This is a genomic window from Arachidicoccus terrestris (assembly GCF_020042345.1).
In the GTDB taxonomy this organism is placed as follows: Bacteria; Bacteroidota; Bacteroidia; order Chitinophagales; family Chitinophagaceae; genus Arachidicoccus; species Arachidicoccus terrestris.
This window is the reverse complement of sequence record NZ_CP083387.1, coordinates 4,604,400-4,630,326: the sequence shown is the minus strand read 5'-3', so window position 1 is coordinate 4,630,326 and position 25,927 is coordinate 4,604,400. Positions and strand designations below refer to the sequence as shown.

14 protein-coding genes are annotated in these 25,927 nt (G+C 48.6%); 13 read left to right on the top strand and 1 reads right to left on the bottom strand.

Annotated elements, in window-relative coordinates:
• The first annotated feature begins 34 nt into the window (after window positions 1-34).
• The 11 genes from K9M52_RS18035 (at window position 35) to K9M52_RS17985 (ending at window position 23,658) form a co-directional block, all read left to right on the top strand.
• On the top strand, window positions 35-1,783 hold the full coding sequence (locus K9M52_RS18035; RefSeq protein ID WP_224069834.1) for a RagB/SusD family nutrient uptake outer membrane protein: 1,749 nt from the start codon (window positions 35-37) through the stop codon (window positions 1,781-1,783).
• Between the two features lie 24 nt (window positions 1,784-1,807).
• Complete coding sequence (locus K9M52_RS18030) at window positions 1,808-2,236, top strand: DUF5004 domain-containing protein (protein WP_224069833.1); 429 nt, start codon at window positions 1,808-1,810, stop codon at window positions 2,234-2,236.
• 14 nt (window positions 2,237-2,250) lie between these two features.
• Window positions 2,251-3,243 (top strand): DUF4961 domain-containing protein, encoded by a 993-nt coding sequence (locus tag K9M52_RS18025; RefSeq protein WP_224069832.1) that lies wholly within the window; start codon window positions 2,251-2,253, stop codon window positions 3,241-3,243.
• A 38-nt stretch (window positions 3,244-3,281) separates the two neighbouring features.
• Entirely contained in the window at window positions 3,282-6,551 is a 3,270-nt protein-coding gene (locus K9M52_RS18020) for a SusC/RagA family TonB-linked outer membrane protein (protein WP_224069831.1), read from the top strand.
• Between the two features lie 3 nt (window positions 6,552-6,554).
• Complete coding sequence (locus K9M52_RS18015) at window positions 6,555-8,333, top strand: RagB/SusD family nutrient uptake outer membrane protein (protein ID WP_224069830.1); 1,779 nt, start codon at window positions 6,555-6,557, stop codon at window positions 8,331-8,333.
• Window positions 8,334-8,389: 56 nt separating this feature from the next.
• A complete protein-coding gene (locus K9M52_RS18010; RefSeq protein WP_224069829.1) occupies window positions 8,390-11,452 on the top strand; it encodes a SusC/RagA family TonB-linked outer membrane protein in 3,063 nt (1,020 codons plus the stop codon).
• Window positions 11,453-11,700: 248 nt separating this feature from the next.
• Window positions 11,701-14,079, top strand: coding sequence for an alpha-L-rhamnosidase-related protein (locus tag K9M52_RS18005; RefSeq protein ID WP_224069828.1), 2,379 nt, complete (start codon window positions 11,701-11,703; stop codon window positions 14,077-14,079).
• Between the two features lie 84 nt (window positions 14,080-14,163).
• A complete protein-coding gene (locus K9M52_RS18000; protein ID WP_224069827.1) occupies window positions 14,164-16,461 on the top strand; it encodes a GH92 family glycosyl hydrolase in 2,298 nt (765 codons plus the stop codon).
• A gap of 81 nt (window positions 16,462-16,542) precedes the next feature.
• Window positions 16,543-18,549 (top strand): glycoside hydrolase family 97 protein, encoded by a 2,007-nt coding sequence (locus tag K9M52_RS17995; RefSeq protein ID WP_224069826.1) that lies wholly within the window; start codon window positions 16,543-16,545, stop codon window positions 18,547-18,549.
• Window positions 18,550-19,095: 546 nt separating this feature from the next.
• Window positions 19,096-22,125 (top strand): SusC/RagA family TonB-linked outer membrane protein, encoded by a 3,030-nt coding sequence (locus tag K9M52_RS17990; RefSeq protein ID WP_224069825.1) that lies wholly within the window; start codon window positions 19,096-19,098, stop codon window positions 22,123-22,125.
• Window positions 22,126-22,167: 42 nt separating this feature from the next.
• Window positions 22,168-23,658 carry a RagB/SusD family nutrient uptake outer membrane protein gene (locus tag K9M52_RS17985; RefSeq protein ID WP_224069824.1) on the top strand — a complete coding sequence of 497 codons (1,491 nt, stop codon included), beginning with the start codon at window positions 22,168-22,170 and terminating at the stop codon, window positions 23,656-23,658.
• A 318-nt stretch (window positions 23,659-23,976) separates the two neighbouring features.
• On the opposite strand, the gene K9M52_RS17980 is transcribed toward K9M52_RS17985, so the two are convergent.
• Window positions 23,977-24,321 (bottom strand): winged helix-turn-helix transcriptional regulator, encoded by a 345-nt coding sequence (locus K9M52_RS17980; protein WP_224069823.1) that lies wholly within the window; start codon window positions 24,319-24,321, stop codon window positions 23,977-23,979.
• 112 nt (window positions 24,322-24,433) lie between these two features.
• Between K9M52_RS17980 and K9M52_RS17975 the strand changes: the two genes are divergently transcribed.
• Window positions 24,434-25,120 carry an SDR family NAD(P)-dependent oxidoreductase gene (locus K9M52_RS17975; RefSeq protein WP_224069822.1) on the top strand — a complete coding sequence of 229 codons (687 nt, stop codon included), beginning with the start codon at window positions 24,434-24,436 and terminating at the stop codon, window positions 25,118-25,120.
• Window positions 25,121-25,247: 127 nt separating this feature from the next.
• Complete coding sequence (locus K9M52_RS17970; protein WP_224069821.1) at window positions 25,248-25,871, top strand: NADPH-dependent F420 reductase; 624 nt, start codon at window positions 25,248-25,250, stop codon at window positions 25,869-25,871.
• Window positions 25,872-25,927: the final 56 nt, after the last annotated feature.

Here is a 25,927-nt window from a genome sequence, read left to right as displayed (position 1 = left end):
ATAGTCAAATTATAGGCCCTTAATTATAATTGTAATGAAAAAACAGTGTATCCCCTGGGTGGTATCCCTTGCAGGCTTTTTTATCGCATTAAGTGCCTGTCAGAAGAGTGGCTTTCTGGACCAGACCAGCACAACCAGTCTCAATGAAGCGTCTACTTTCTCGGATAGTGCCAATGCGATGGCCTTTCTGAACAATATCTATACGCAGATCGGCTTCGCAACGGACCCCAGGCGCTTCAACGGGGGCAGTTATGCTGCCGGTCTGGAGGCGGCATCCGATGAGGCCGAGGGCCCTAATGCGTCCAGCTCCAACGGGTTTATTCAGTTTGCTACCGGAACAGTTAATCCAACTGTCGTACCCAGTGATGCCTGGGCCGTCTGCTATAATAACATCCGGGCAGTCAACCAGTTTTTAAAGCATTTGCCCAAGATTCCGTTTTCAGCAACCTTAAAGAAATCTACGGCGGCTGAAGCGCATTTTCTTCGCGGCTGGTATTATTTTATGCTGCTGGAACACTACGGAGGTGTTCCTATTATCGGAGATTCTATTTACAAGGCTTCTGACCCGATGCCTCAGATCAGAAATTCCTTTAAAACCTGCGTGAATTATATTTTAAGCGAATGTTCGGCCGCTGCAGCCGATCTGCCACCCGTACAAAGAGGTTCCGAATATGGACGGGCCAGCAGGGGTGCCGCACTGGCCCTGAAGTCAAGACTACTGTTATATGCAGCCAGTCCGCTTTTTAATAATGGTGGCCTCGGTAAAGGACTTGACGGCCTGGATACGATTGTTGCGTATCCGGACCAGGATCCCGCCAGGTGGGCCAGCGCCGCCAGCGCCGCCAAGGATGTCATCGATATGAACGAATATCAGCTGGTAGTTGATTCTACCACTATGGCCGGGCAGTTAGGTTACGGCTTCCAGAAGCTCTTTACGCAACGTTATAACACCGAATATATTCTGGCTCATATGATGGGTAACAATAAATACCTGGAGTCGCTCTGGGATGTTCCTTCCAGAGGGGGATCAGGCGGGCCGTTTCCCTATCAGGAGATCGTCGACGCCTTCCCCATGGCCAACGGCAAATTGATCACGGAAGAGGGATCAGGCTATGACGCTGCGAATCCTTATAAAAACAGGGACCCAAGGCTAAATTACAGTATTATCCATGATTCAACGCTGAGAATAACTTATGGCGCCAACGAGCCCAGTCCGGTAGCGCTGTATTGGAATACCAAGGTGACGCCGGCCGTAGCTGCCAGTGGGGACGCCGTTCATAAAGGCACTTCAACCGGTTATTATATTTTCAAAATGATCGACCCCAATATTATCAACAACGGTATCAATGAATCCAAACGGTGTCTTCCGCTGATCCGTTACGCAGAAATCCTGCTTAATTACGCAGAGGCGCAAAATGAAGCGGCAGGTCCCGATCAGTCCGTTTTTAAGGCTGTGGAGGCCGTCCGTCAGCGCGCCGGGCTCCGGCCTTATGAGCTACCCTCGGATCTGGATCAGACCGCCATGCGCCGCGTCATCAGAAATGAGCGCCGGGTGGAACTTGCCTTTGAAGGTTTTAGATTCTTTGACGTCCGCCGGTGGATGATCGCTGACTCTACGGAAAACCAGATGATGCATGGAATGGAGGTCGACAGAGGCAATACAGTGACCTATAAAGAATTTAATGTCCGCAAGCATAACTTCCGTAAAGCGATGTATCTATGGCCGCTGCCGTTATCTGAAATATCCAAATTGACCGGACTGAAACAAAATCCGCTTTATTAATTGATTGGTAAAGAAAATTCAGTTATGAAAAATTTTAAAAGCTTTCTGTTAATCCTGACGGCCTCCTGCAGCCTGTTGGCCTGTCAGCGTGAGGTCGGCCTGAAGCCCGTTGAATCCACCAAAACACTAAACGGGACCTGGAAAATTACCAAGGCCTTAAGAAACGGAACAGACCTGACCGGCCGTTTTGACTTTTCCGGTTTTAAAATCGTCTTTCAGGACGGACACTACAGTCTGGACAGCCTGGTGCCTTTTCCTGTTACAACGGACGGATCCTTCCAGCTGGATGACCCGCAGTATCCTTTCCGCATCTACTTTACTGAGGAAGGAAAGGAGGTCCGGAAACTGGATATGGAGTTTCCTGTCAATCAGGGAGTACGCAATATGATCATCAGTTTTTCCCCGGGATGCACCTCTAATACCTACCAATATACTTTACAGAAAGTTCAATAGAAAAAAGATTCACTATGGCAAAGGTTCTTCAAAACACTAAACGCACCAGATGGTGGCAGGCGGCGCTCCTACTCATAGCCGGTTTTCTGGTAATCGTGAGCTGCAGTATCACCATTGACAGCATAGATCAGGCTGACAGTGTCAATGGGGGCGATACACTCTCCTCCACACTGCATGTCACGATTAATACCAATGACACCCGTAATAATACAAAATTCATGGTAGCCCTGCTGGTCCCTAAATCATGGAACAGTGCTGCCCATTCCAAGATTACTTTCACCAGTAGCATTACAACCGGCACGCAAACGATGAGCCCGGTCGCACCTGGCGTAGCGGCTCCTCAGGGCGGGGGTAAAGACTGGCCAACCGTGATCGCCGAAAAAGTGGGCAACGGCGGCAACCTTTTGCCCGGATGGGAGTGGGTCGCCTTTTATTCTGATAACGCGTATAGCGTCGTAGCCAATCTCGCCATTACCGTGACGATCTCTATCAAAGTAAAGGTAGGGGTGGAGAATCTCTCTTTCAAACTGGGCTATGTCGTGGCCAATAGTTCAGACGGGCTGTCCGGCACAGATTATTATGCCTCCGCATTTCCCGGATGTTTTCGCGTCTTTGGTCAGGGCGACCTGCTTGATTACTGCAATCCGCAGCTGTCGACAGTAGATCCGCTGAAGTCTCTGGAAAATGATATTGTCACGCTGAATTTTGACGGCGGGATCATTGATACGGAACTCAAAGACGCCGACGAGGTATATCTGTGTATGAAAGGTGTTACGACCAATGGCGACACCCTGAACGCCTGCGCACAGGATGACCGGACAAAGCTTACCAGCTATGCATTGAAAAAATGGCGGATCGACCTTTGGCCCCGGCAATTTTTCAAACTGGGGCAGGACCAGCATCTATCCGGCCTGGTTTATTATTTCACGGATAAAACGGGGCAAAAACTGGTCGGGAAGGACGGTACTGGCGCCACGCCTTTTACTTATACTTTCAGTTGTGAATAACGCCTTCCTATTTCAACATATTTGATAATATCATTTCTATGGGAAAACAATATCGCAAATACGGACTTTTCTTCAGGACAGTAATGGCTGTCACGGTCTCGACGATGGCGGCGCACGCACAGACTCCTTCCGTCGGGCAACAAAGCCCGGGCATGGCCAGGTCGTCCACTACGATCCGCAGTGAAGCGGGCATCCAACAGATCAGCGGCCTTGTGATAGACCTCTATAATAAACCCCTGGCGGGCGTCATGATTAAAAACCGGGCCGGAAAATTATTGGCATCAACTGATAGTGAGGGTACTTTTACATTGGATATATCCGGTGGATCGGTCCTTTATTTTACCCTTGAGGGGTATGATCAGAAAGTAGAAAAAATAACCGGCAAATCTTCTTTGCAGGTCCGCATGCGGCGCAGTTTCTTGCCGCCGGCACCTACAGGTGTCAAAAAGGAAACGTTGACTGATGTCACAGCTGCTGACGGCAAGAGCGATGACAGTACTGCGGTGCTCACCCCTGCCGTACGAAGCGATTTAGACGTGCTTTACGGCAGCCGGCCGGCTGGCAGTTTTTTAGGGGCCGCAGCCACAACTACCCGCAATGAACTTTCTTATACGCCGGCTCCGCAATATACCTATGGGCTTCCGGGCAGGCTTGCCGGATTGAATGTCATCCAGACGCAGGGGTTTTATACACCACCGCTGACCAGCCAGACGGCCGTCGATATTTTTATCGGCAATATTCCGACCAACCAAAGCGGCACCGGCCCCACCGACAATACACAATTTAATATTCAGCTGCGCGGGCATAACAGCTCTTACGGTCAATCTCCGATAGTGGTCATCGACGGTGTGCAGCGGGAACTTTACTCCCTGGATCCCGATCAGATCCAGTCGGTCACTGTGCTTAAGGATGCGCTCTCCACCATCTTGTTGGGCCAGAACAGTTCTAGGGGCGCACTGATCGTCACGACCCTTGAGCCGGTAAAAGGCGCCCCCCGTCTGAGCTTTACGGCGCAGGCCGGTATACAGCAGTCCCTGAAGCTGCCTAAGCCGCTCTCCGCGGGGAAATATGCTTATCTGCTCAATGAAGCTTTGCTCAACGACGGCAAAAAACCGGCTTATACGGCGGAAGATTTTGCCGCCTATCAGAACGGTTCTGATCCATACGGGCATCCTGACGTCAACTGGTATGACCAGATCATCCAAGATAATCCGCTCCTGCAGCGCTATAACATCAACGTGACCGGGGGAGGCGAAAAGGCCAGTTACCTGGTGGATCTGGGCTATATGAACCAGGACGGCATGTTTATCGGATCCGACGAGCATACCTATAGTACAAAATTAAACCAGAAACGATATTCGATCAATTCCAAGATCAGATTTAAGATCAACCGGGATTTTGATCTGGGGCTGAACCTCATCGGCCGCATCATGGATAATAATCAGCCAGGTACCGGACCGGCGGCCATCCTGTCGGCCCTGCTCAATACGCCCAATAACGCTTATCCGGTGTACAATCCGGACGGCTCCTTCGGCGGCACCTCCAATTATACCGATAATCTGATGGCGCAGGTCCTGGAATCCGGCTATCTGTCGGATCAGGAGCGGGATATCATGGTGAATCTGGATATGCGCTATAAACTGGATAACTGGGTGCCCGGATGGTGGGTGCGGCTGAACGGTAACGTATCCGTGCAGTCGGCCAGTTTTATAAACCGCAGTAAACAGGTGCCGATCTTTCAGTTCAATGTATCACCTTCCGGTGATACGACCTATAACCGGTTCGGCAGCACGATTAATCAGGAAAATGAATTCGAAGCCACTTCCTGGGCCAGGTACTGGTACGCACAGGCATCTACGGGATATGACAAGACTTTCGGCCAGCATCAGCTGGGCCTCAAACTGTTCTATGACCAGAAACAGACACTGTTTAATTATGACCTGCCTTCTGTTTTAAGTAACTATGCTTTCCAGGGACAATATAATTACGCAGGAAAATATTTTGCCGAAGCGGCACTTAATTACAGCGGGTACAGCCGCTATCAGGCGGGGCACCGTTACGGACTGTTCTACGCAGGCGGCCTGGGCTGGGATATCGCCAAAGAAAAGTTTATCCGGGAAAATCTTACCTGGATCAATCAGTTAAAACTGCGCGGCACCTATGGCAAAACGGGTAACGCTAATGTGGACAACTATGGCTATTACATCTGGAATAAACATTTCCAGCAGGTGAACGTGGCCTATCAGATTGGCAGTGAGTATCCCGGGCCGCAGGGCGTTGAAGAAGGCCGTACACTGCCCAATGTGAACGCCACCTGGGAAAAAGCCAATAAGCTGGATATCGGTTTGGATATCACGCTCTTTAACTATCATCTGCAGGCCAGTTTTGACTATTATCACGAGCGGTATGCCGACCTGATGCAAAACCGTGGCAAGAGCATTCAGCTGATCGGACTGGATTATCCGGCAGAGAATATCGGACGGGCCCTCTATCACGGGCTGGAAGGTTCTGTAACCTATCAGAACAGCGCCAGGAATTTCAACTACTACATTACCGGGAATGCGTCGTTACAATACAGTAAGGTGCTCTTCATGGATGAACAGGCGCAGCCTTACTTCTGGAATTTCCGCACCGGTCTCCCGGTGGGGCAGCGTTTCGGACTTATCGCCGAAGGATTCATTCAGACCGCGGACGAGGCTGACGTCTGGCCTACCATTCCGGGGTATGTGCTCCGCGTGGGAGATGTCAAGTACAAGGATATGAACAGTGACGGGGTCATTGACCAGTTTGACATGACGGCCCTGGGCCACACCGGGCCTCTTTTCTACTACGGATTGAGCGGCGGTTTCTCCGTTAAAGGGTTTGAGCTGAATTTCCTCATCCAGGGCGTTCAGAACCGGGATATATATGTCAATAACCTGACTATGGACGCGGGCTTCCTGGGGCAGAACAACGGTTATGGTCAGGCATATGAGCAGATACAGAACAGGTGGACCCCGGAGACGGCCGGTTCAGCAGTTTATCCGGCCCTTAGCGCAGGCGGCAACGGCTATAATTATAACCCGATTTTTGCCTCCAGTTCCCTGTTTTTGCATAACGGCAATTATATCAGACTGAAAAATGTGGGTATCGCCTATACGTTACCTTATAGCTGGACCGAACGCCTGAAAGTAGGCAGTATCAAAGTATTTGCCAACGCCCTGAATTTATGGACATGGGCTGCCTATGACAGCGTGGATCCTGAGATTTCATTGCCCAGTTATCCTATGCAAAGAGTGATTAATACCGGTATTAACATTAAACTTTAGAAAATGCAGCAACCTACTATATACCATCACAACAGGCGGTTTTCATCTTTCATAAAAATGATTGGAGCAACGCTGGTAACCGCTGCAATGCTGTCCTCCTGCGCCAAAGATTACGAACAGATTCCTTTAGGTCAGCAACAGACCAGAGACCTGATCTTCGATGTGCATGACTCGGCCGGCGTCTATGCAATCCGCTTTCTAAATGAAGTCTATAATGACGCGCTGGTCAGCGGCCATAACCGGCTTTCGGGCGGAGACTACCTGGATGAAGCTACAGACGACGGCCTCTCATCAGCCACCTCACTTTCTGCTGTACAGAAAATAGCGGATGGCGCCTATACGTCGACGGACCCGGGCGCAGACGACAACTGGGCCAGGTCTTATCAGGCAATCCGTTCGGCGACAGTCTTTATCACTAACATCGACCGCGTCCCGCTCATTGAAAAGCTGCCCGACGGCCGACCGGCTAAAACGGCATATAAGGCCGAAGCGCGGTTTCTGCGTGCCTGGACTTATTTTGAACTGATCAGAAGATATGGCGGCGTGCCGCTGTTGGGAGATAAGGTATATGAACTGACAGATGATATGGAACTTCCAAGAAATAGTTTCAAGGAATGTGTGGATTATATTGTCAGCGAACTGGATAAAGCTGCCGATTCGCTCAGATCACAGAAAATTGTGAACAGTACGAGCTATGGCAGGATTACAAAAGAAGCCGCCATGGCCGTAAAAGCCAAAGTGCTTCTCTATGCAGCCAGCCCGCTGTTCAACGGCGGCAATATTGACCCCTCCAATCCATTGACCGGCTACACCGGATTTGATAAAAACCGGTGGAAGCTCGCAGCTGACGCGGCAAAGAAAGTCATTGACCTGCATTACTACAGCCTTATGGAAGAATTTCCAAAGGTATTTAGCACGCAAAACATGCCTGTCGGCCCGAATACGGAAAATATATTCTGGCGGCAAAACGGCTATAATCAGAATATTGAGAAGACCAACGGGCCGGTAGGCTATACCTCTGCCGGCGGTAACGGACGGGTGAGCCCGTCACAGAACCTGGTCGATGCCTTTCCGATGCTCAACGGATTGTCAACAACGGACGGCACAAGTGGGTATGACCGGGCCAATCCATATATGGGCCGGGATCCCCGGTTAAAATGGACTGTTTTTTACAACGACCAGCAGTGGTTAAACCGCCATGTGGAGCTCTTTGAGGGCGGACTGGACCGTCCTGGCGGCAATGTGCAGCAGACAAAAACAGGTTATTACTTGCGCAAGTTTATGGGTGATTTTGAGAATGCTGCCAACGGACTTTATTCCAATACGTTACATGACTGGATCTTCATAAGGTACGCCGGTATCCTGCTGGACTATGCAGAAGCGATCAATGAACTCGAAGGGCCGACCGCTGAAGTATTTCAGGTGCTGTATGAGCTCAGAAAGCGAGCCGGCATCGATCCGGGCAGTGAGGGCCATTACGGCCTGGATCCGAACATGGATCAAACGGACATGCGCGGGGCTATCCAAAATGAAAGGCGGATCGAAATGGCTTTTGAGGAGCAACGCTTCTGGGATATCCGCCGCTGGAAGATCGCCGAAAAGCTGTATAGCCAGCCGGTCGGCGGTATGGATATACAACGCACGGGCAACGGGCAGGTGTTTTACAATCCTGTGGACGTCTACAGTCCTTCCTTTACGGCTCCGAAAATGTATCTGTATCCCATCCCTTATACGGAGGTTATAAAAGATGAAAAGATGGAGCAGAATCCGGGCTGGAAATAAAGTCGTGTTCTATTCGTGCACCCAATAAAATAATTGAATTCATTAATACTCGATTCATGAACAAAATTGCATTTATCCTTTTACTGTTGGTCTGCCACGGGGTGTTCAGTTATGGCCAGGGCAAAAAAGTGACAGGTGTCATTGTGGACTCGGCCGGCCCGCTGGCGGGTGCCACCGTTAACGAAATCGCCCACCCGACCAATATGGTGACCACGGATTCTTCCGGCCAGTTTTCTCTGGTATTGAAAGAAAGCCAGGACTCTTTACTTATTACGCTTGTCGGCTATCACGCACAGCGGATCTCTGTGCGCGGCAGACGTCATATGGAATTGACCCTCCATCAGATAACGACCTCTCTTAATGAAGTCATGGTCGTGGGTTTCGGCAAGACCAACCGTATTACCAATACCGGCGCCGTTGCCACGATCAAGGCTGAAGAGATCCGCCGCATTCCTACCTCCAGCGTTCAAAATACGCTGGCTGGCCGCATGCCCGGCTTCTTTGCCCAGCAGCGCTCCGGCCAGCCGGGAAAGGACGCCTCCGACTATTTTATCCGCGGTGTGAGCTCATTAAACCCTGACGGTAATAAACCCCTGATCATCGTAGACGACATAGAATATACCTACGAGCAGCTTTCCCAGATCAATACCAATGAAATTGAGAGCATATCCATATTAAAGGATGCGTCTACGACAGCCATTTACGGGATCAAAGGCGCGAACGGTGTTCTGATCGTCACCACACGACGGGGCGCTACCGGCAAACCCCAGTTTAATTTCCGTGTAGAAACCGGTATGCAGTCTCCGGTCAGAAAGCCGAAATTCCTTAACGCGTACAGAACGGCGACGCTGGTCAATGAGGCCTATCAGAACGACGGGCTAAACCCGCTGTTTACCCAGGAGGATCTCGATGCCTTTAAATCCGGCAATGACCCTTACGGCCATCCGGACGTGAACTGGTATGAAGCGATCATGAAGCCCTATTCCCTGCAGCATAATGCCAATCTGGACGTATCGGGCGGTTCGAAATCGGTTAAATATTTTGTATCCGGCGGGGTGTTCAGCCAGAACGGTAATGTCCGGGACTTTTCCACCGGTCAGGACGGGGTCAATACCAATTATTTTTACAGAAGATATGACCTGAGATCCAATCTCGATATCCAGGCAACGCGCAATTTTAGCCTCCGGCTCGATGTAACCGCCCGGTTCGGGGATATCAATTCGCCCTATAATCAGAACGTAACGGGTACACTGTATGATTTTTCGAAGTATCATCCATATTCTGCGCCGTTTTTAAACCCGGATGGCAGTTACGCCTATGCCTTTGATACGGAAGACCAGTTGCCGACGCTCAACGGCCGGATCGCCACGGGAGGCTATAGCCGTCAGCGCAGAACGGACTTTAATGCGCTTGTTGGCTTTAAGGAAAACATGGACTTCGTTACCAAGGGGCTGTCCCTGTCGGGCCGTCTGGCCTATGCGGGCGTGGAACTCAATTCCCTGAATCTCGCCAGGCCTTACGCTTTTCCGCCTTCTTATCATTATGATCCGTTGACAGATAGCTATTCGCTGAATACCGGTACCAGTTCCGGCGGGTATACGTTAATCGGATACCGTACGATCGGCAACACGGACCTGAAAGACCAACGGGTGAATATGCAACTCTTTTTAAACTATACCCGGGCTTTCGGACGCCATCACTTTAATTCCCTTTTACTGTGGAACCAGGAGAACTACACCAATTACAAAACTGCCGAAGCCCCCCATAAGTTTCGCGGCTTCTCCTATAAGATCGGATATGATTTTGACCAGAAATACCTGATCGACTTTAACCTGGGCTATAACGGTTCGGACCGTTTTGATGCCGATAAACGCTATGGCCTGTTTCCGGCCATTGGCCTGGGCTGGAACCTGAAAAAGGAAGCCTTGTTTAAAGATCTGTTGAAGGGTTTCAGTTTGTTTAAGATCAGGGCTTCATATGGTGTCGTGGGTTCAGATGTGGCGCCAGGTGATCAGTACCTGTACCGCCAGGTCTATGTTAAGGGTCCGGGTTATAGCTTCGGGGAATCCGCGCAGGGCCAGGGTTCTATTTATGAAGGGGCGCTGGGTAATCCCAATGTCACCTGGGAACAGAAAAGAAGTTTTGATATCGGGGTAGATATTAACGCGCTGCATAATAAGCTTTCCATCACAGCCGATTATTTCCATGATTACCGGTTTGACCAGCTGGTTACCAGAAATGATATTCCGCTGATTCTGGGAATCGGCGTGTCGCCCACGAATGTAGCCAGAACCGTGAACCGCGGGTTTGACGGGCAGATCACCTATAGTGACCAGATGGGAGACTGGCGTTACAGTGTCGGACTTGTCTGGTCCTATGCTAAAAACAAGATCCTCTATGAGGCGGAAGCGACGCCGACTTATCCCTGGTTGGCAGAAACAGGACATCCCATCAATCAGCCCTTCGGTTATAGATCTATCGGATTTTATACCGAAGCAGATATCAATGACCCGGCTGTCGCCAAACCTACGACCGCTATTCCCGTACAACCCGGTGATCTGCGCTACGAGGACCTGAACGGCGACGGCGTGATTGATGAATATGACCGTACAGCGATCGGTATGCCCAACCTGCCGAATACCACTTTTGGCGTGCCGGTCAAATTCAGCTACAAGGGGCTGGATATAAGCCTGCTGTTCCAGGGCGCGTTTAATTACAGCCTCTACCTGAAAGGTATTGCCATCGAACCCTTCCAGAGTCAGTTCCAGCCCATTCATGAGAAAAGGTGGACGCCTCAGCACGCCGGGTCGGCTGCGTTCCCCAGGCTCACCACGAACCCCACTACCGTGAACAGCCCATCGGTCTATCCGTCTGACTTCTGGCTGATCGATGCCTATTATATCCGTTTAAAAACAGTAGAGCTGGGTTATCAGTTGCCTAAAAAACTATTGCCTTTTAGGATCAATAATGCCAGGCTGTATCTAAGTGCATATAATCTGGCGACAAAAAGCAATATCAGTAAAAAATATCAGCAGGATCCGGAAGTGGAGTCCAATAGTGCGGGTGATGCCTACCAGAATCAGCGGGTCATTAACCTGGGTCTGCAGGTCGGATTCTAAAAATGATGTTACGTCCGGTCCCGTAAGACCGGTCCATGAATATTGAAAAATAAATGAACAGGACAGGTCAAATCAATTTTTTCCGGATATGGAGATCAAATGTGCAGAAGCGCCGAATCAACAGATTTGATCATGGATTTTTTTCAACACAAATCTATGCGGTCAAACAGTTACCGGCCACGAAAGATGGCCGTTCTGCTAATGACGCGTTATTAAAAAAGGTTCCTGCTATCCAAATACGACAATCTATGAAACCTCTTTATTTTCTGAGTGTATTGTTTTCACTGCTGACCGCGGCCCTTAGCGTTCAGGCACAGTCCGGCGATCATTATTACCAGCCTAAGCCCTGGGCCGCGAAATGGATCGCGCCGCCAGGGATTACCGGAACCGAGTACGGCGTTTATCATTTTCGTAAACCAATTGAGCTGAAAGAAAAGCCGGCTGTTTATAAAGTCAGGATCTCTGCGGATAACCGCTATAAACTTTTTGTCAACAGCCAGCTGGTATCTCTGGGTCCCGCCAGGGGCGATCTTTCCCACTGGAATTATGAAACCGTCGACCTGGCGCCGTATCTTAAGGCAGGTAAAAATATTATCGCAGCGCTGGTATGGAATGACGGCCAGTACCGCAATGAAGCGCAGATCACCTACCGGACCGGGCTCATCGTTCAGGGAAATACAGCGCAGCAATCGGCAGTGAACACCGATACCTCCTGGAAATGTATCAAAGATGAAGGATACCGGCCCATACAATACTATTTTATTGCAGGTCCCGGCCAACTGGCAGATATGCGTCAGGTGATTAAAGGCTGGAAAAATCAGGACTTCGATGACAGCGCCTGGCCATCCGCCACTGTCGTCAGCAATGGCTATCCAAAGGGGAGTTCTGACGCGGGATGGATGCTGGTGCCTTCTCCCTTGCCCGCCATGGAAAGGACCTATCAGCGTATCCCCCTGCTGCGAAAAACGGTCGGAATGGCTGCCCCTTCCAGGGAATTTCCGGGGACGAAAAAACAGATCCGTATCCCGGCCGACACCACCGTTACCCTGCTGCTGGATCAGACATATCTGACCAACGCGTATTTTACACTGCAGTTCAGCGAGGGCGAAAGCGCCAGTATTGCGATCGGCTATGCGGAGACACTCTATGAAAATCCTGAAGATAAAGACAAGGATAACCATCCCAGAAAAGGTCACCGTGACGAAGTGGAGGGCAAATTCTTTACAGGCATGGCAGACAGTATCCTCTCAGATGGCAGTCTGAGGCAAACCTACACCTCGATGTTCTGGCGGACCTATCGGTATATACAGCTGCGCATCCATACACGGTCAGCGCCGCTGATCATTGACGACGTATACGGTACCTTTACGGGTTATCCGTTTAAACTAAACGCCCGGTTTAACACCAGGGATACCGTCATTAACAAGATCCTGGAAAGGGGCTGGCGGACAGCGAGGCTGGATGCCATGGAAACCTATATGGACTGTCCTTATTACGAGCAGCTACAGTATATCGGTGACACCCGTATACAGGCGATGATTTCTTATTTTAACAGCGGGGATGACCGCCTGGCCCGCAACGCCCTTAACCTGATCGATCATTCCAGGCTGCCCGAAGGGGTGACCATGAGCCGCTGGCCCAGCCACGGCACTCAGATCATCTCTACTTTTTCGCTCTGGTATATCGGCATGTTGCATGACTATTGGATGTACCGGCCGGACAGCGCTTTTGTCCGGGATAAACTACCGGGAGCCAGACAGGTGCTCGCATTTTTCAGCCACTTTCAGGGAGCAGACGGCTCACTTAAAAATCTGCCCTATTGGAAATTCGTGGACTGGGTCGGAGGTCCGGGTTGGGAGATGGGACAGGCGCCCTCGGGCAGTGACGGCAGTGCAGCCATGCTTGACCTACAGTTGCTCAGAGCCTACCAGTGGGCCGGCGGCATGGAAAGGGGCCTGGGAATGACAGCCTTTGCAGATTTGTATCGAAGCAAGGCAAAGCAGCTGGAAAATACGATACGTGAAAAATACTGGAACGCCAGGAGAGGCCTTTTTGCCGACACCAGAGAAAAAAATACGTACTCTCAACATGTCAATGCGATGGCAATTCTGGCAAACCTTATTCCCGGCTCTGATTTACCGGCCTTCAACAAAAGGCTGATAACGGATACCACCCTTGTGCAGTGCAGTATCTATTTTAAGTATTACCTGAATAAGGCCCTGGTGAAAGGGGGGCTGGGTGATAATTATCTGCAGTGGCTGGATATCTGGCGGGAGAATCTGAAAATGGGCCTGACCACCTGGGCTGAGGATTCTAATTTGCAGTATGCCAGATCAGACTGTCATGCCTGGGGCGCCAGTCCGAATATTGAGTTTTACAGAACCGTTCTTGGGATCGACAGCGACGGGCCGGGATTCAGAAAAGTAAAGATCGAACCGCATCCGGGCGAGCTCACTAATATTAGCGGAGAAATACCGCATCCAAACGGTATAATTAAAGTGTCCTACAGGCAAACCAATGGCAAATGGCAAATTCAGATCCGGCTCCCTGCAGCTGTCGCAGGCAGGTTTATATGGAAAGGTAAATCGTTTCCGCTCGTGGCCGGCAGCAATCAGTTTGTCCTGTAAAATTTATCGAACAGCTCAGCTTTGATGCACACCAGCGGAACGCTGATCGCCTTGCATCAAACTTTTAAACCGTGCATTGAACTAATGAAACTTCTTTTTCCAAAAGCCGTTAAAGTATTGATTTTTCGTATATCTCCATACAGCTCCCCCCGCCGAAATAGAGGACAGCCTTCTATATGTTCTCTCTACGCTTCGCTCATGCTGTTGCTCACAGTTCTCTTTGTGACAATAAATCCTTCACGGGCGCAGCGGCAGGTCAGCAAAAACACAGGCTTTGCTCAAAACTGTAAGCTTAACTACGCAAGGCTGGTAGATACAAAGATCGGCAACACCGCCGCCGGCAATACTTTTCCCGGAGCAACCTATCCTTTTGGAATGGTACAGTTTACCAGGACGTATTTTTCCAGACAGGGAGGGTTTGTCATCAATCAGCTAAACGGCGCCGGCTGTGAAAATATGGGAAACTTTCCGGTACTGCCCCTGAACGGAGCGCTTCGCCTCTCTCCTGAAAATATTAAGCACCTGCGCCTTCCCGTTACAAATGAATCCGGGACGGCAGGCGATTACCAGGGACTGGTCCAGGGAAATATCCGGACCAGCTTAACCGTATCGGAGCGTTGTGGGTTAGCCCGTTTTGTCTTTAACGGGGACAGCAGTCAGGCAACGATTATCGTCGGCGGCGGTGTCGCCTCAACGCCCCTGTCCGCCTCAGCCCTGGCCATTAAAGACGGCCGGCGCATTGAGGGATACGCTATGGGCGGTTCGTTTTGTGGTGTCAATGCTTCCTATAAAGTTTACTTTGTCGCTGAATTCGACATTCAACCCTCCGCCCATGGCACCTGGAAAGGAGAGCAACTGAGACCGGGCAGCGATTTTGTCGAAGGAATCAACACCGGGGCTTATTTTACTTTTGACCTTAAAAAGGATCGCCGGCAGGTAAAATATAAAATAGCCATCTCTTATGTCTCAGTAGACAATGCCCGACAGAATCTTCTGGCAGAAGATCATGGATGGGGGTTTGATCAGTGGAAGGCGCGGGCAGAGGCGGCATGGAACAGTTATCTGTCCAAAATAGAGGTGAAGGAAGACCTTTCCTCGACAAAGAATACTTCCAGGATCACGCAGTTTTACACCCATTTGTATCACAGTTTTATACACCCCAATATCTGCTCCGATATCAACGGGGAATACATGGGTGCCGATAATAAAGTTCACCGCTCTTCGCGGCCGCAATACACTTCTTTCAGCAACTGGGACACCTATCGTACCCAGATTCAGCTGTTAAGTATACTGGCGCCTGTCGAAACCTCCGACATTGTTGCTTCGCTGGGTGATTTTGCACAGCAGGCAGGCGGCGGTATGCCCCGCTGGGTTTTGGCCAATCAGGAAACCGGTATTATGCAGGGTGACCCGTCCAGTATCCTGGTGGCGAATGCCTATGCTTTTGGCGCCCGAAACTACGACGCCAGGAAGCTTCTGAAGATCATGCTGCACGGCGCCACAGATTCCACCGCGCACGCGCAGCAGTTTCTCACAAGGCCCGGACTCGGCCAGTATCTTAAAAAAGGGTATTATGACGCTTCCATTCAGCTGGAATACAACAGCGCGGATTTTGCCATTGCCAGGTTTGCGCTCGCTGCGGCAGATGATCAGTACCTGAGTGGCGGACTTCTGGGAAGGGCGCAAAGCTGGAAGAACTTATACAATCCGCAGCGCACATGGTTACAATCCAGGAATCCGGACGGCAGCTGGAAACCTTATTATGAAGATTGGCGGGAGTCCACCTACAAGAATTATTTCTGGATGGTGCCTTTCAATCTCAGGGGCCTGATTGACACAATCGGTGGCAACAAAGCAGCCGAGGCGAGGCTCGACAGCCTTTTTGTCCGTTTGGACGCCAATTATGGGCAAGAATGGTTTGCCAGCGGCAATGAACCCAGTTTTGGTATTCCCTGGATCTATAACTGGGCGGGCGCACCTTACAAAACGCAGGCCGTGGTGCACCGCATTATCAAGGAAGCATACGGTAGCGGAGAAGACGGATTACCGGGAAATGATGACCTGGGGGCAATGGGAACCTATTACGTTTTCTGTTGCATAGGTCTCTATCCGGAAATACCCGGCGTAGGCGGTTTTTCTGTCCATAGCCCGTTTTTCAATGAGATCCGCGTACACCTGCCCGGCGGTTTATTATCGATTAGTGGCGGCAGTCCCGATAAGCCCTATATCCAGGCAATGCAACTCAATGGCCATCCCTACAACAGCACCTGGATCCAGTGGAAAACGCTTAGCGACGGCGCGAACCTCAGCTTTAAACTGTCCGGTAAGCCCAACAGGCACTGGGGCGTAAACGGATTACCGGTACCGCCTTCTTTCGACTGATATAGCAACAGGTAATGCTTTTTCAACGAACCTGACACGCTATGCGTTAAAACAAATTTTAGGGATTAAAAAAATGTATTCATGAAAAAAAAGTTTTTAGGCAACTGGTTCCTTTTTATTTTATCCACGGTTACCCTGAGCGCATTTGCACAAAACACCTCACAGGGAACAAAGCAAAAGCAGTATCAGATCAGTTCTCCCGATGGACGACTGCAGGTCAATCTTCAGGTCGGAAGTGAAATCACTTATGATCTCACGGTTGACGGCAAACCGATCCTCTCTCCGGCCGTGCTCAGTTTTAGGACCAACAAGACGACAACAGAGGCGGCGGCAAAATCTCCCGGCTGGCAGGTTAAAAACAGCCATAAGCAAATCATTGATGAGCGGCTGAAGCCTGTCGTTGCTCAAAAATCCTCTGTCGTAATCAATCATTGCAATGAGCTTACCATTGCTTTTAAAAATAATTTACGACTCACCTGGCGGGTATATAATAACGGGGTCGCCTGGCGGTGGAGTACCCTTCCATCCAGGGACTATAACACCGCTTATCATATCGTAGGTGAGCAGGCTGAAATAGGCCTGAAGGCCGGCGACAGTCTCTGGTACGCCCTCGAAGAGGGTTTTTATTCCGGTAACGAAAGATTTTATCACCACTGGCCGGTGGACAGTATTCGATCCGGCAAACTGGCCAGCTTACCTGTCCTGATGGAAGCCGGCGGCATTCAGCTTTTACTGACAGAGTCCTCTTTATTCGATTATGCCGGAATGTGGGTCAGGGGCACAGGCAGAGGCGGCTTAAAAGGCGTTTTTCCGCATTTTCCTACCCGCCTCAAAGAGGCGGGGGACAGAGATGTGCACGTCGAGGCAAGGGCTGACTTTATTGCTAAGGCGGCGGGCGCCAGAGACTTCCCCTGGCGGGTATTGATGGTGGCCAGAGAAGATAAGGATATTCTTGCCAACCAGATGGTTTATAATCTGGCACGCCCGGCAGATGGTGATTTTAGCTGGGTAAAGCCCGGCAAAGTCCAATGGGATTGGTGGCATCTCAATAACGTGTATAATGTGAATTTCAGGGCGGGTATTAATAACGATACGTATAAATACTATATAGACTTTGCGGCCAAAAACGGCATTGAATATGTTTTGCTGGATGAAGGTTGGTGTGACGTGAGGGATTTGCTCAAGCAATCCAGGGATATAGATGTAGAGATGCTGGCCAGATACGCGAAACAAAAAAATGTTGGGCTTATACTCTGGGCCAGCTGGCTGACCCTGGACAAGCAACTGGACCAGGCACTGGATAGCTTTGCTTCGTGGGGTATCAAGGGTATAAAAGTTGATTTTATGCAACGGGATGACCAGCTGATGGTAGACTATTATGAAAAAGTGGCAAAAGCCGCTGCCGCCCGTAAGATCCTGGTGGATTTTCACGGCGCCTATAAGCCGACGGGGCTTATTCGCAGCTATCCGAATGTGATGACCTCTGAAGGAGTCCTTGGCAATGAGCTAAGTAAATTTACCGACTGGATCACACCGGGACATACAGCGACACTGCCTTATACCCGTATGGCGGCCGGTCCAATGGATTTCACACCGGGCGGAATGCGCAATGTACAAAAAGATGCTTTTAAAGCCGTGCCTTCAGAACCCATGACGCTCGGTACGCGGTGCAATCAGATGGCCATGTATGTCATTTATGAAAGCCCCTTACAAATGCTCAGCGACGTGCCTACGCATTATATCCGTTCTCCAAAATGCATGGAGTTTTTAAGGGCCGTACCGACGGTCTGGCAAAACACCGTCCCACTGGCAGGCGAGGTCGGAAAATCTGTCGTGATTGCCCGCCAGGCATTGAATAATGACTGGTATATTGGAGCCATGACAGATTGGGAACCCAGGGATTTCGAAATAAAGCTGGACTTCCTTCCCAAAGGAAATTATAAAATGATCTTGTGGCAGGACGGGCCTAATGCGGACCGTAATGCCAAGGACTTCCAGATGAAAACGCTGCAAGTAAACCCAGAGGCAACAATAACGATCCGGATGGCAAAAGGCGGCGGATATGTAGCCCGGTTGATAAGGTTATAGACAGATTCCGTATGTCGATAGCAGTCTCTTTGTCCTGTACATCAAATCTAAGGCAGATAGCCATTTGAAAGATTAAAGAAAAAAGCAATTGGCCTGTCAGCCGGCTTCAATATTAATGTTATTAAAGCCGGCTGACAGGCTATTTTTATGCCTGCATGATAATACCTAAATAGAGGAAATTTTTTCTGACAATTTTTGCATCAAAAAACCAGGATACTGCTTAGAACAAAATATTAGGCAAACGGTCAGCTCTCATTACGAAAGTAACATAATACCCAAAAATCCGCCACTTGAAAACTGGTAATTTTTTGGTGTTTTTTGACCTTTTTGTGATTTACGTTTAATGATGAAAAAATATGGCTGCACAATGGCGGTCACCGTTAAAGCTATGTGTCGAAATTACAGCCATTCAGGCGTTCCTTATAACACACATTAGGGAAATAAACCGAATATCACAAAAGAAGCATACCGGTCATGTGACAAAAAACGGAATAAGTGGCCACCTACTGACCACCGCATCCACTCATTAAAAAATTATTATAAGCCATGAAGTATTGTTTTCTAGCTATGTTGTTTTTGATCTCGCTGGTGGCCCGTAGTCAGGAGCCACCCGGAACGTACGAAGTTACCGGTACAGTTACAGATTCAACGGGTAAACCGCTTGCAGGCGCAACAGTACAGAGTCTGCTTAACAAGACTTCTGCGATCACCGGAGCGCAGGGCGGGTTTTCCATCAGGGTCCGGCAAGATGACACCCTGCAGATCCGATATGTCGGATACACAGCGACGCATATAGCGGTAGGTGGGAAAAAACTGCTGCAGATCGTTTTGTACGCCGCAGAAGTCGACGCATTAAATGATGTAGTCGTTATCGGTTACGGTTCGGTGGAAAAAAAGAACCTGACGACTGCAATTGCTTCTGTCGACGCGGCTCAGCTGACAGAACAGTCAACCACCACAAATGTCATCCAGGGACTCCAGGGAAAGGTTGCCGGCGTGAGTATCTTTCAGAATTCCGGAAAACCTGGGGGAGCCCCGACCATCAGAATACGGGGTACAGGGTCATTGAATGCGTCCAATGAACCGCTGTATGTCATCAATGGCATTGTGGGAGCGGATCCCACAACGATAGATCCGAATATAATTGCATCAATAGACATATTAAAGGACGCAGCTGCCTCTGCTATTTATGGCGCCCGTGGCGCGAATGGTGTTGTTATTATGACCACAAAGCAAGGAGCCAGGGGCAGGTCGCTGGTCAGTTTCAATCACACCAGCAGTATAGGAACGCTGGAAAGAGAACTGAAACTGTTGGATGCAGAAGGCGCGCTGGAGATGCTTCGGCGACAGTATGCCTACAGCGATAAATTAGCGCCTCACTTAGACCCTGATAATGATTTTGCCAGAAAGGATGAACTATTTAACGCGGACGGGACACCCAGATATAATACTGACTGGCAAAAGGAAGCTACCAGAGCTGCCTATTCGATCAACAGCTCTCTATCCTTTTCGGGAGGGACAGATAAAATGGATATTATGGCGAACCTGTCGTATAAGAATCAACAGGGGATCATGCTCAACAGCTATCAGAAGCAAATTAATGGTTATTTGAATATCGGATGGGATGTAAAGCCCTGGCTGCATTTGCAAGCCAATATCAACGCCGGCGCCTTCGAAGGCAATAACGTGGAAATGAATACGCTGGGGTTAAATGCCATCCGGGAAACCTATGAGTTCCTGCCATTTTTGCCGGTCAGGTATAAGGATGGGACTTATTCACGTAAAGGGGATTATCCAGGGGCAGAGAATTCAGAGAATCCTGTCAAACTGCTAGGTGAAATCAAGGATATCCAGGGGAATATCTATGCCCAGAGCAGCTTCATCGCCACGATTCATTTCAGTCGAAAGCTGGACTTCACCACCAGTTGGGGCGGCCAGTACGCCGGTCCCTATGAGAATTACTATGCAGGTAAAACGGTATTTGGCGTCTCGGAAACTCAAAACGGCATAGCGCAGAGAACGAATGGTACAAGTGCAGGCTGGACCAATGAAGAATACTTTTCATATAATAACAACTTCGGCCAGCACCATTTAAACGTCATCGCAGGAGCAAGCTGGTATTATAATGTCAGCTCTTCCACGAAGGCAGGGGCCGAGAATTTTTTTGATGACTATTTCACCTATAACAGTTTGCAGACAGGGACTGTCATAGAACAGCCGAATTCTTCCAAGGCGGAATATCAGCTCAATTCCTATTACCTCCGCCCGACTTACAACTATGATAACCGTTATATTCTGAGCGGTTCACTTCGGGCGGACGGCTCTTCCAGATTTGGTAAAAATAATAAGTACGGCACTTTCTATTCCCTGTCCGGGGCCTGGCGTATTTCCAATGAAGATTTTTTTCAGGGCGTGAAGTCTTCGATCAGTGATCTGAAGATCCGGGCCAGCTATGGAGTCGTGGGCAATTCGGAGATAGGCAACTATGCGACACTCAATCAGCTCTCCAGTCAGGTGGCGGTCTTTGACGGCACAGGGCAGCCTGCTGTCGTCCTGACCAACCTGGGTAATAATGATCTGAAATGGGAACGGCAAAACCAGTTTGATGTCGGCATTGACGCGGCATTTCTTGACAACAGAATCCAGCTTACCGCCGATTATTACAGTAAACGTACAACAGATCTGTTATATCTCAAGCAATTACCCGCCACAACCGGTTACCAGACGACATGGGACAATATCGGATCCATCCGCAACCGCGGTATCGAACTGGCCCTGACCACCCGCAATATCGTGACAGAAAACTGGGACTGGACCACTTCGCTCAATTATTCAATGAATCGTTCCAAGGTACTGGATATTAACGGGGATATCCTCGGGCAATGGGCAGGAAGAATTGAACAGGGCAGGGAGATGGATGAATTCTATGGATATACCCGCATCGGTACCTGGGGATCGGACCAGTCCACCGAAGCTGCTAAATACGGCCGTAAGCCAGGCGATATTAAATATCTGGACAAAAATAATGACGGCGCTATCAATGGAGATGACCAGGATTATCTCGGTCATAAGCTGCCGAGATTTGAAATGAACCTGACCAGTACACTCCGTTATAAGCAATTCACACTGTTTTTTGACGTACAAACCATGCAGGGCAATAAGATCATGGACTTCAGCCGTTTTATTATTGAAGGGGATAACCCAAATGTCAATAGCTACACGAGTATATTGAATAGCTGGACACCAGCGCATCAAAATACCATTTTAGGTGCACTCAGGACTACTGCGGAACAAAATAGTGCCATGGGCATTGACAATTTCACGATCCATGACGGGTCCTTTGTGCGTATCAGAAATATTGGCTTAAACTATGACTTCGATCGGCGCCTCGTGGATAGATGGCATCTGACAAAATTAAGCGTCGGCATCAATGCCGAGAATTATTTTCTTTTTACCGATTATACGGGCTACGATCCTGAAATTTCTTCCTTTGGAGGAGGTCTAAACCAGGGAGTCGATGTATATGGCTATCCTAAGCCCAAAGTCATTGCCTTACATCTGAACGTTACTTTTTAACCCTACCCAGAGGACATTTCTTTTACACTCAAAAAAGAGACCATGAAAATCAATATAAAAAAGCTTTGTTTATTGTTCACACTTGCAGGCCTTTTAGCATCTTGTAATAAGTTTCTGGAAGAGAAGCCAACAGGCTTTATCAGCACCAATGCGTATTATAAAACTGAATCCCAGATCCGGGCCGCTGTCAATGGGGCTTATTTAGGGCTTGATGATATGTTTACCGCAGATATCGGTGTCGGCGTCAGTGCTGTCTTTACCTTGGAATATATTACAGGCTATAGTGTCCGCCCCAGAAACGGCGCTGACCAGGCCTGGCTGGATATGAAAAACCTGATCAACACGGACGGCCGGTATCAGACCTGGTGGAATGCCACCTATTACCCGCTTGAAAATTGTAACAGTGCCATTGCAAATATTTCCAAGACCACGATTATAAACGATGAGGCCAAAAACAAGTATTTGGGAGAGCTGTACTTTTTAAGAGCCTGGTATTATTTTCAAGGCGTGCGGTTATTTGGAGGCATACCTTTAAAAACTACGCCTACAACCGATCTTACGAATATTCAACTTCCAAAAGCCACCGAGGGAGAGATTTATGATCAGATTGTCAGCGACCTCGAGGCGGCGGAAGCCTCGGGGCTTCCCTGGACAGATAAGTCAGGCCATGTGACAATGGGTGCCATTAAATCACTATTGGCACATGTTTATATTACAATGGCGGGGTTCCCACTTAGCAAGGGAACGCCTTATTATCAGAAAGCGTATGAAAAGAGCCTGGAAGTGATTCAAAGTGGAAAATTCTCATTGTTTAATCACTATTCAGATCTTCGCGACCCCGCGTTGCAGAATACAGGTGAGCATATCTTTATGCTGCAACATAATGAACAGAACTCCAATAACATCATGCACTTTTTTCTCATGCCTTACCCGGAAGCGCCCATCTCTGTCAATTATACCGGTGGGGGAGGACTCGCCCCCAGTATGGCTTTTTATCAATCCTACGCGCCGGATGATAGCCGCAAAAATAATCAGCAATTCTTTTATACCGAACATGAAAAATACGGAGATCCGGGTCAAATCATTAAATTCAGGCAACCCTATATTTACAAATACTGGGATGAGGCTGCGGAGAGCACGGGAAAATCCGGTGCGAATTTCTCACTGATCCGCTACGCCGGGGTTTTGCTTGACTGCGCGGAAGCAAAAACGCAGGCCGACGGCGGACAGACCTCCGACCCAGCTGCCATTGATGCTTATTATCTCGTGCATCACAGGGCGGTATCTGATTATCACAAACCCGGATCGATCAGTTTTAATGAGGTTTATAAAGAGCGCTTCTGGGAGCTTTGCTTTGAATTTAAAACATGGTATGATATGGTCCGAACACGCAAAGCCTTCGACGTGGTAAACAATAAAGTAGTAAACCTGATTGGCTACAAGGCGCCGACGCGTCTGGAGCCCTTTCAGGAGAAGGATCTTCTGTTTCAGATTCCGTTCAATGAAATTCAGAAGAATCCGAACCTTAAGTGAGTAAAAGAGATTATAGTGAAATCGGGGCAATGCCCCGATTTTTTTTTTAAAGGGCGCAGTTCAGTACTTTAAGAAATTCAGCTAAGCAAGCGCTTCTACAACAATCCGTTTTAGGAACATTGATCATTTGCGCTATAATAACATTTTCGGAGACTATACAATAAGTGCAACGCATGTCCTGCTTACATAACGGAGAATTTTTAATCCATTATCCGTCCAAAGCTTCTGCTATTGTGTTGAGGCGAGTCACTATTGAAGTGTGATACGAAACAGACAATATGAATTATATATGCTGATATAAGTATCGACTACTGCGTTTTAAGCTGTTGCTCCGAATATTGGATCTGTTTCATATTTTAAGTTCCATTCTTTTATTTGTTCCAGAATAGGCAAGAAAGCTAAGCCCTTTTCCGTAAGTGAATATTCTACTCTAGGAGGCAGCTCTTTATAAGCAATGCGTTGGATAATGCCATCTTCTTCCATTTCTTTCAATTGCTGGGTTAATACTTTGCGCGTTATCATCGGAATAATGGCATCCAATTGTCCAAAACGCAGCCGTCGTTCCTTAATTACATTAATAATTATAGGCTTCCATTTATTACCTATTGTACCAATAGCTCTAGTAAATGGACATTGTGATCTGCAAAAATTTTCATCTCTCATTTTATACGTATTTAAAACTAGTTACCTGTTGGGTACTAGATAATACAAATATAGGATATTTTAGATACCATCAATAGTATCTTTGTGAAACAATTTAAAATAATATAAAAACATGACTAGATTAAAAAACAAAATAGCCGTAATTACAGGTGGTAATAGCGGCATCGGATTTGGCATTGCCCAGGAACTCAAAAGTGAGGGTGCAAAGGGTGCTATAGTCGGTAGAAACCAGAAAACATTAACCAGTAGTGCGCATCAGCTTGGCGGCGACTTTATTGCCATCAATGCGGATGTAACTAGCCTGACGGGCCTGGAGAAGGTGTTTCAGGAAACCTCTGATAAATTTGGCAAAATAGACATCGTCGTTGCGAATGCGGGCGGCGGGATAAATGGCACAGTGGCAGATACCACTGAAGCCGATTATGACCAGTCAATGGATTTAAACCTAAAGAGTGTCTATTTTACTGTTAATAAAGCACTTCCATATATGAATGACGGTGGCTCCATTATTCTTATCGGTTCAAATGCCGCCCATCGGGCATACCCCTCATTTGGGCTTTATGGTGCCGCAAAAGCAGCCGTAATCTATTTCGCAAAAGCATTTTCAAACGACCTTTTAGACAGGAGAATCCGGGCGAATGTCATAACACCGGGTACGACAGATACACCGGCATTTGAAAAGTTCGTCCCCACAGAACAGATAGAGGCTGTAAAAGAACATTTTGCCAGTGTAATGCCAACAGGCAGGATCGGTCAGCCATCTGACATCGGGAAAACCGCTGTTTTTTCTGGCTTCTGACGATTCAGCCTTTATGCTTGGCGCGGAACTAATTGTTGATGGGGGCATGACTTATCTAGCTAAATAATCACTTTCTAACCAGATATGAACATACACCAATACCATTTAATTATTAAAAATTTTCAAAATGAATAAATCAGATAACAAAGGAAAAAATTACGCAATAATTGGTTTCGGCAGCGTTGGCAAGGCACTGGCCACAGCCTTCGCACGTAATCATATTCAGGTATCCGTTGCGACGACCCGCCAGCCGGAAGCTTTTGCAGCCGAAGCGGCCGTCATCGGACCGGAAATTATCCCCACAACGCTCGCAGCAGCCGTCAAGGCAGATATCATCTTCCTGGCTGTCCGTTTCGAGTCGCACCCAGATGTTGCAAAGGCACTCCCCAGCTGGGAAGGTAAAACTATCGTGGATGTGACGAACGCGTACGGTGTACCTCTTGAGAAGTTGGGAGGGTTACCTTCCGCCAAGGTCGTAGAAAATGCGTTCACCGGATCTAAGCTGGTGAAGGGATTCAATCATTTGATCGCTTCCATCATTAGCCAGAACCCCGCCGTACCAGGAGGTAAAAGAGTTGTTTTCTTAACAAGCGACGATGATAGTGCGGCGGCAGAAATCGGCAGACTTGCAGAAGGTCTTGGTTTTGCGCCGATTGATCTTGGCGCGCTTTCAAAAGGAGGGATGCTTGTACATGGATACGGTAATACCTGGGGGCAACTTATCTTCAAGGACTTGATCAAGGCTAACTAATGCATCGCATGATTATAAATTATCAGAGATTCGGGGCTATCACAACCTTATCAGTA

What these genes read in the sequence shown, in the direction of transcription:
- K9M52_RS18035 (WP_224069834.1), top strand. Translation starts at nt 35, where the DNA reads ATGAAAAAACAGTGTATCCCCTGGGTGGTATCCCTTGCAGGCTTTTTT.
- K9M52_RS18030 (WP_224069833.1), top strand. Translation starts at nt 1,808, where the DNA reads ATGAAAAATTTTAAAAGCTTTCTGTTAATCCTGACGGCCTCCTGCAGC.
- K9M52_RS18025 (WP_224069832.1), top strand. Translation starts at nt 2,251, where the DNA reads ATGGCAAAGGTTCTTCAAAACACTAAACGCACCAGATGGTGGCAGGCG.
- K9M52_RS18020 (WP_224069831.1), top strand. Translation starts at nt 3,282, where the DNA reads ATGGGAAAACAATATCGCAAATACGGACTTTTCTTCAGGACAGTAATG.
- K9M52_RS18015 (WP_224069830.1), top strand. Translation starts at nt 6,555, where the DNA reads ATGCAGCAACCTACTATATACCATCACAACAGGCGGTTTTCATCTTTC.
- K9M52_RS18010 (WP_224069829.1), top strand. Translation starts at nt 8,390, where the DNA reads ATGAACAAAATTGCATTTATCCTTTTACTGTTGGTCTGCCACGGGGTG.
- K9M52_RS18005 (WP_224069828.1), top strand. Translation starts at nt 11,701, where the DNA reads ATGAAACCTCTTTATTTTCTGAGTGTATTGTTTTCACTGCTGACCGCG.
- K9M52_RS18000 (WP_224069827.1), top strand. Translation starts at nt 14,164, where the DNA reads ATGAAACTTCTTTTTCCAAAAGCCGTTAAAGTATTGATTTTTCGTATA.
- K9M52_RS17995 (WP_224069826.1), top strand. Translation starts at nt 16,543, where the DNA reads ATGAAAAAAAAGTTTTTAGGCAACTGGTTCCTTTTTATTTTATCCACG.
- K9M52_RS17990 (WP_224069825.1), top strand. Translation starts at nt 19,096, where the DNA reads ATGAAGTATTGTTTTCTAGCTATGTTGTTTTTGATCTCGCTGGTGGCC.
- K9M52_RS17985 (WP_224069824.1), top strand. Translation starts at nt 22,168, where the DNA reads ATGAAAATCAATATAAAAAAGCTTTGTTTATTGTTCACACTTGCAGGC.
- K9M52_RS17980 (WP_224069823.1), bottom strand. Translation starts at nt 24,321, where the DNA reads ATGAGAGATGAAAATTTTTGCAGATCACAATGTCCATTTACTAGAGCT.
- K9M52_RS17975 (WP_224069822.1), top strand. Translation starts at nt 24,434, where the DNA reads ATGACTAGATTAAAAAACAAAATAGCCGTAATTACAGGTGGTAATAGC.
- K9M52_RS17970 (WP_224069821.1), top strand. Translation starts at nt 25,248, where the DNA reads ATGAATAAATCAGATAACAAAGGAAAAAATTACGCAATAATTGGTTTC.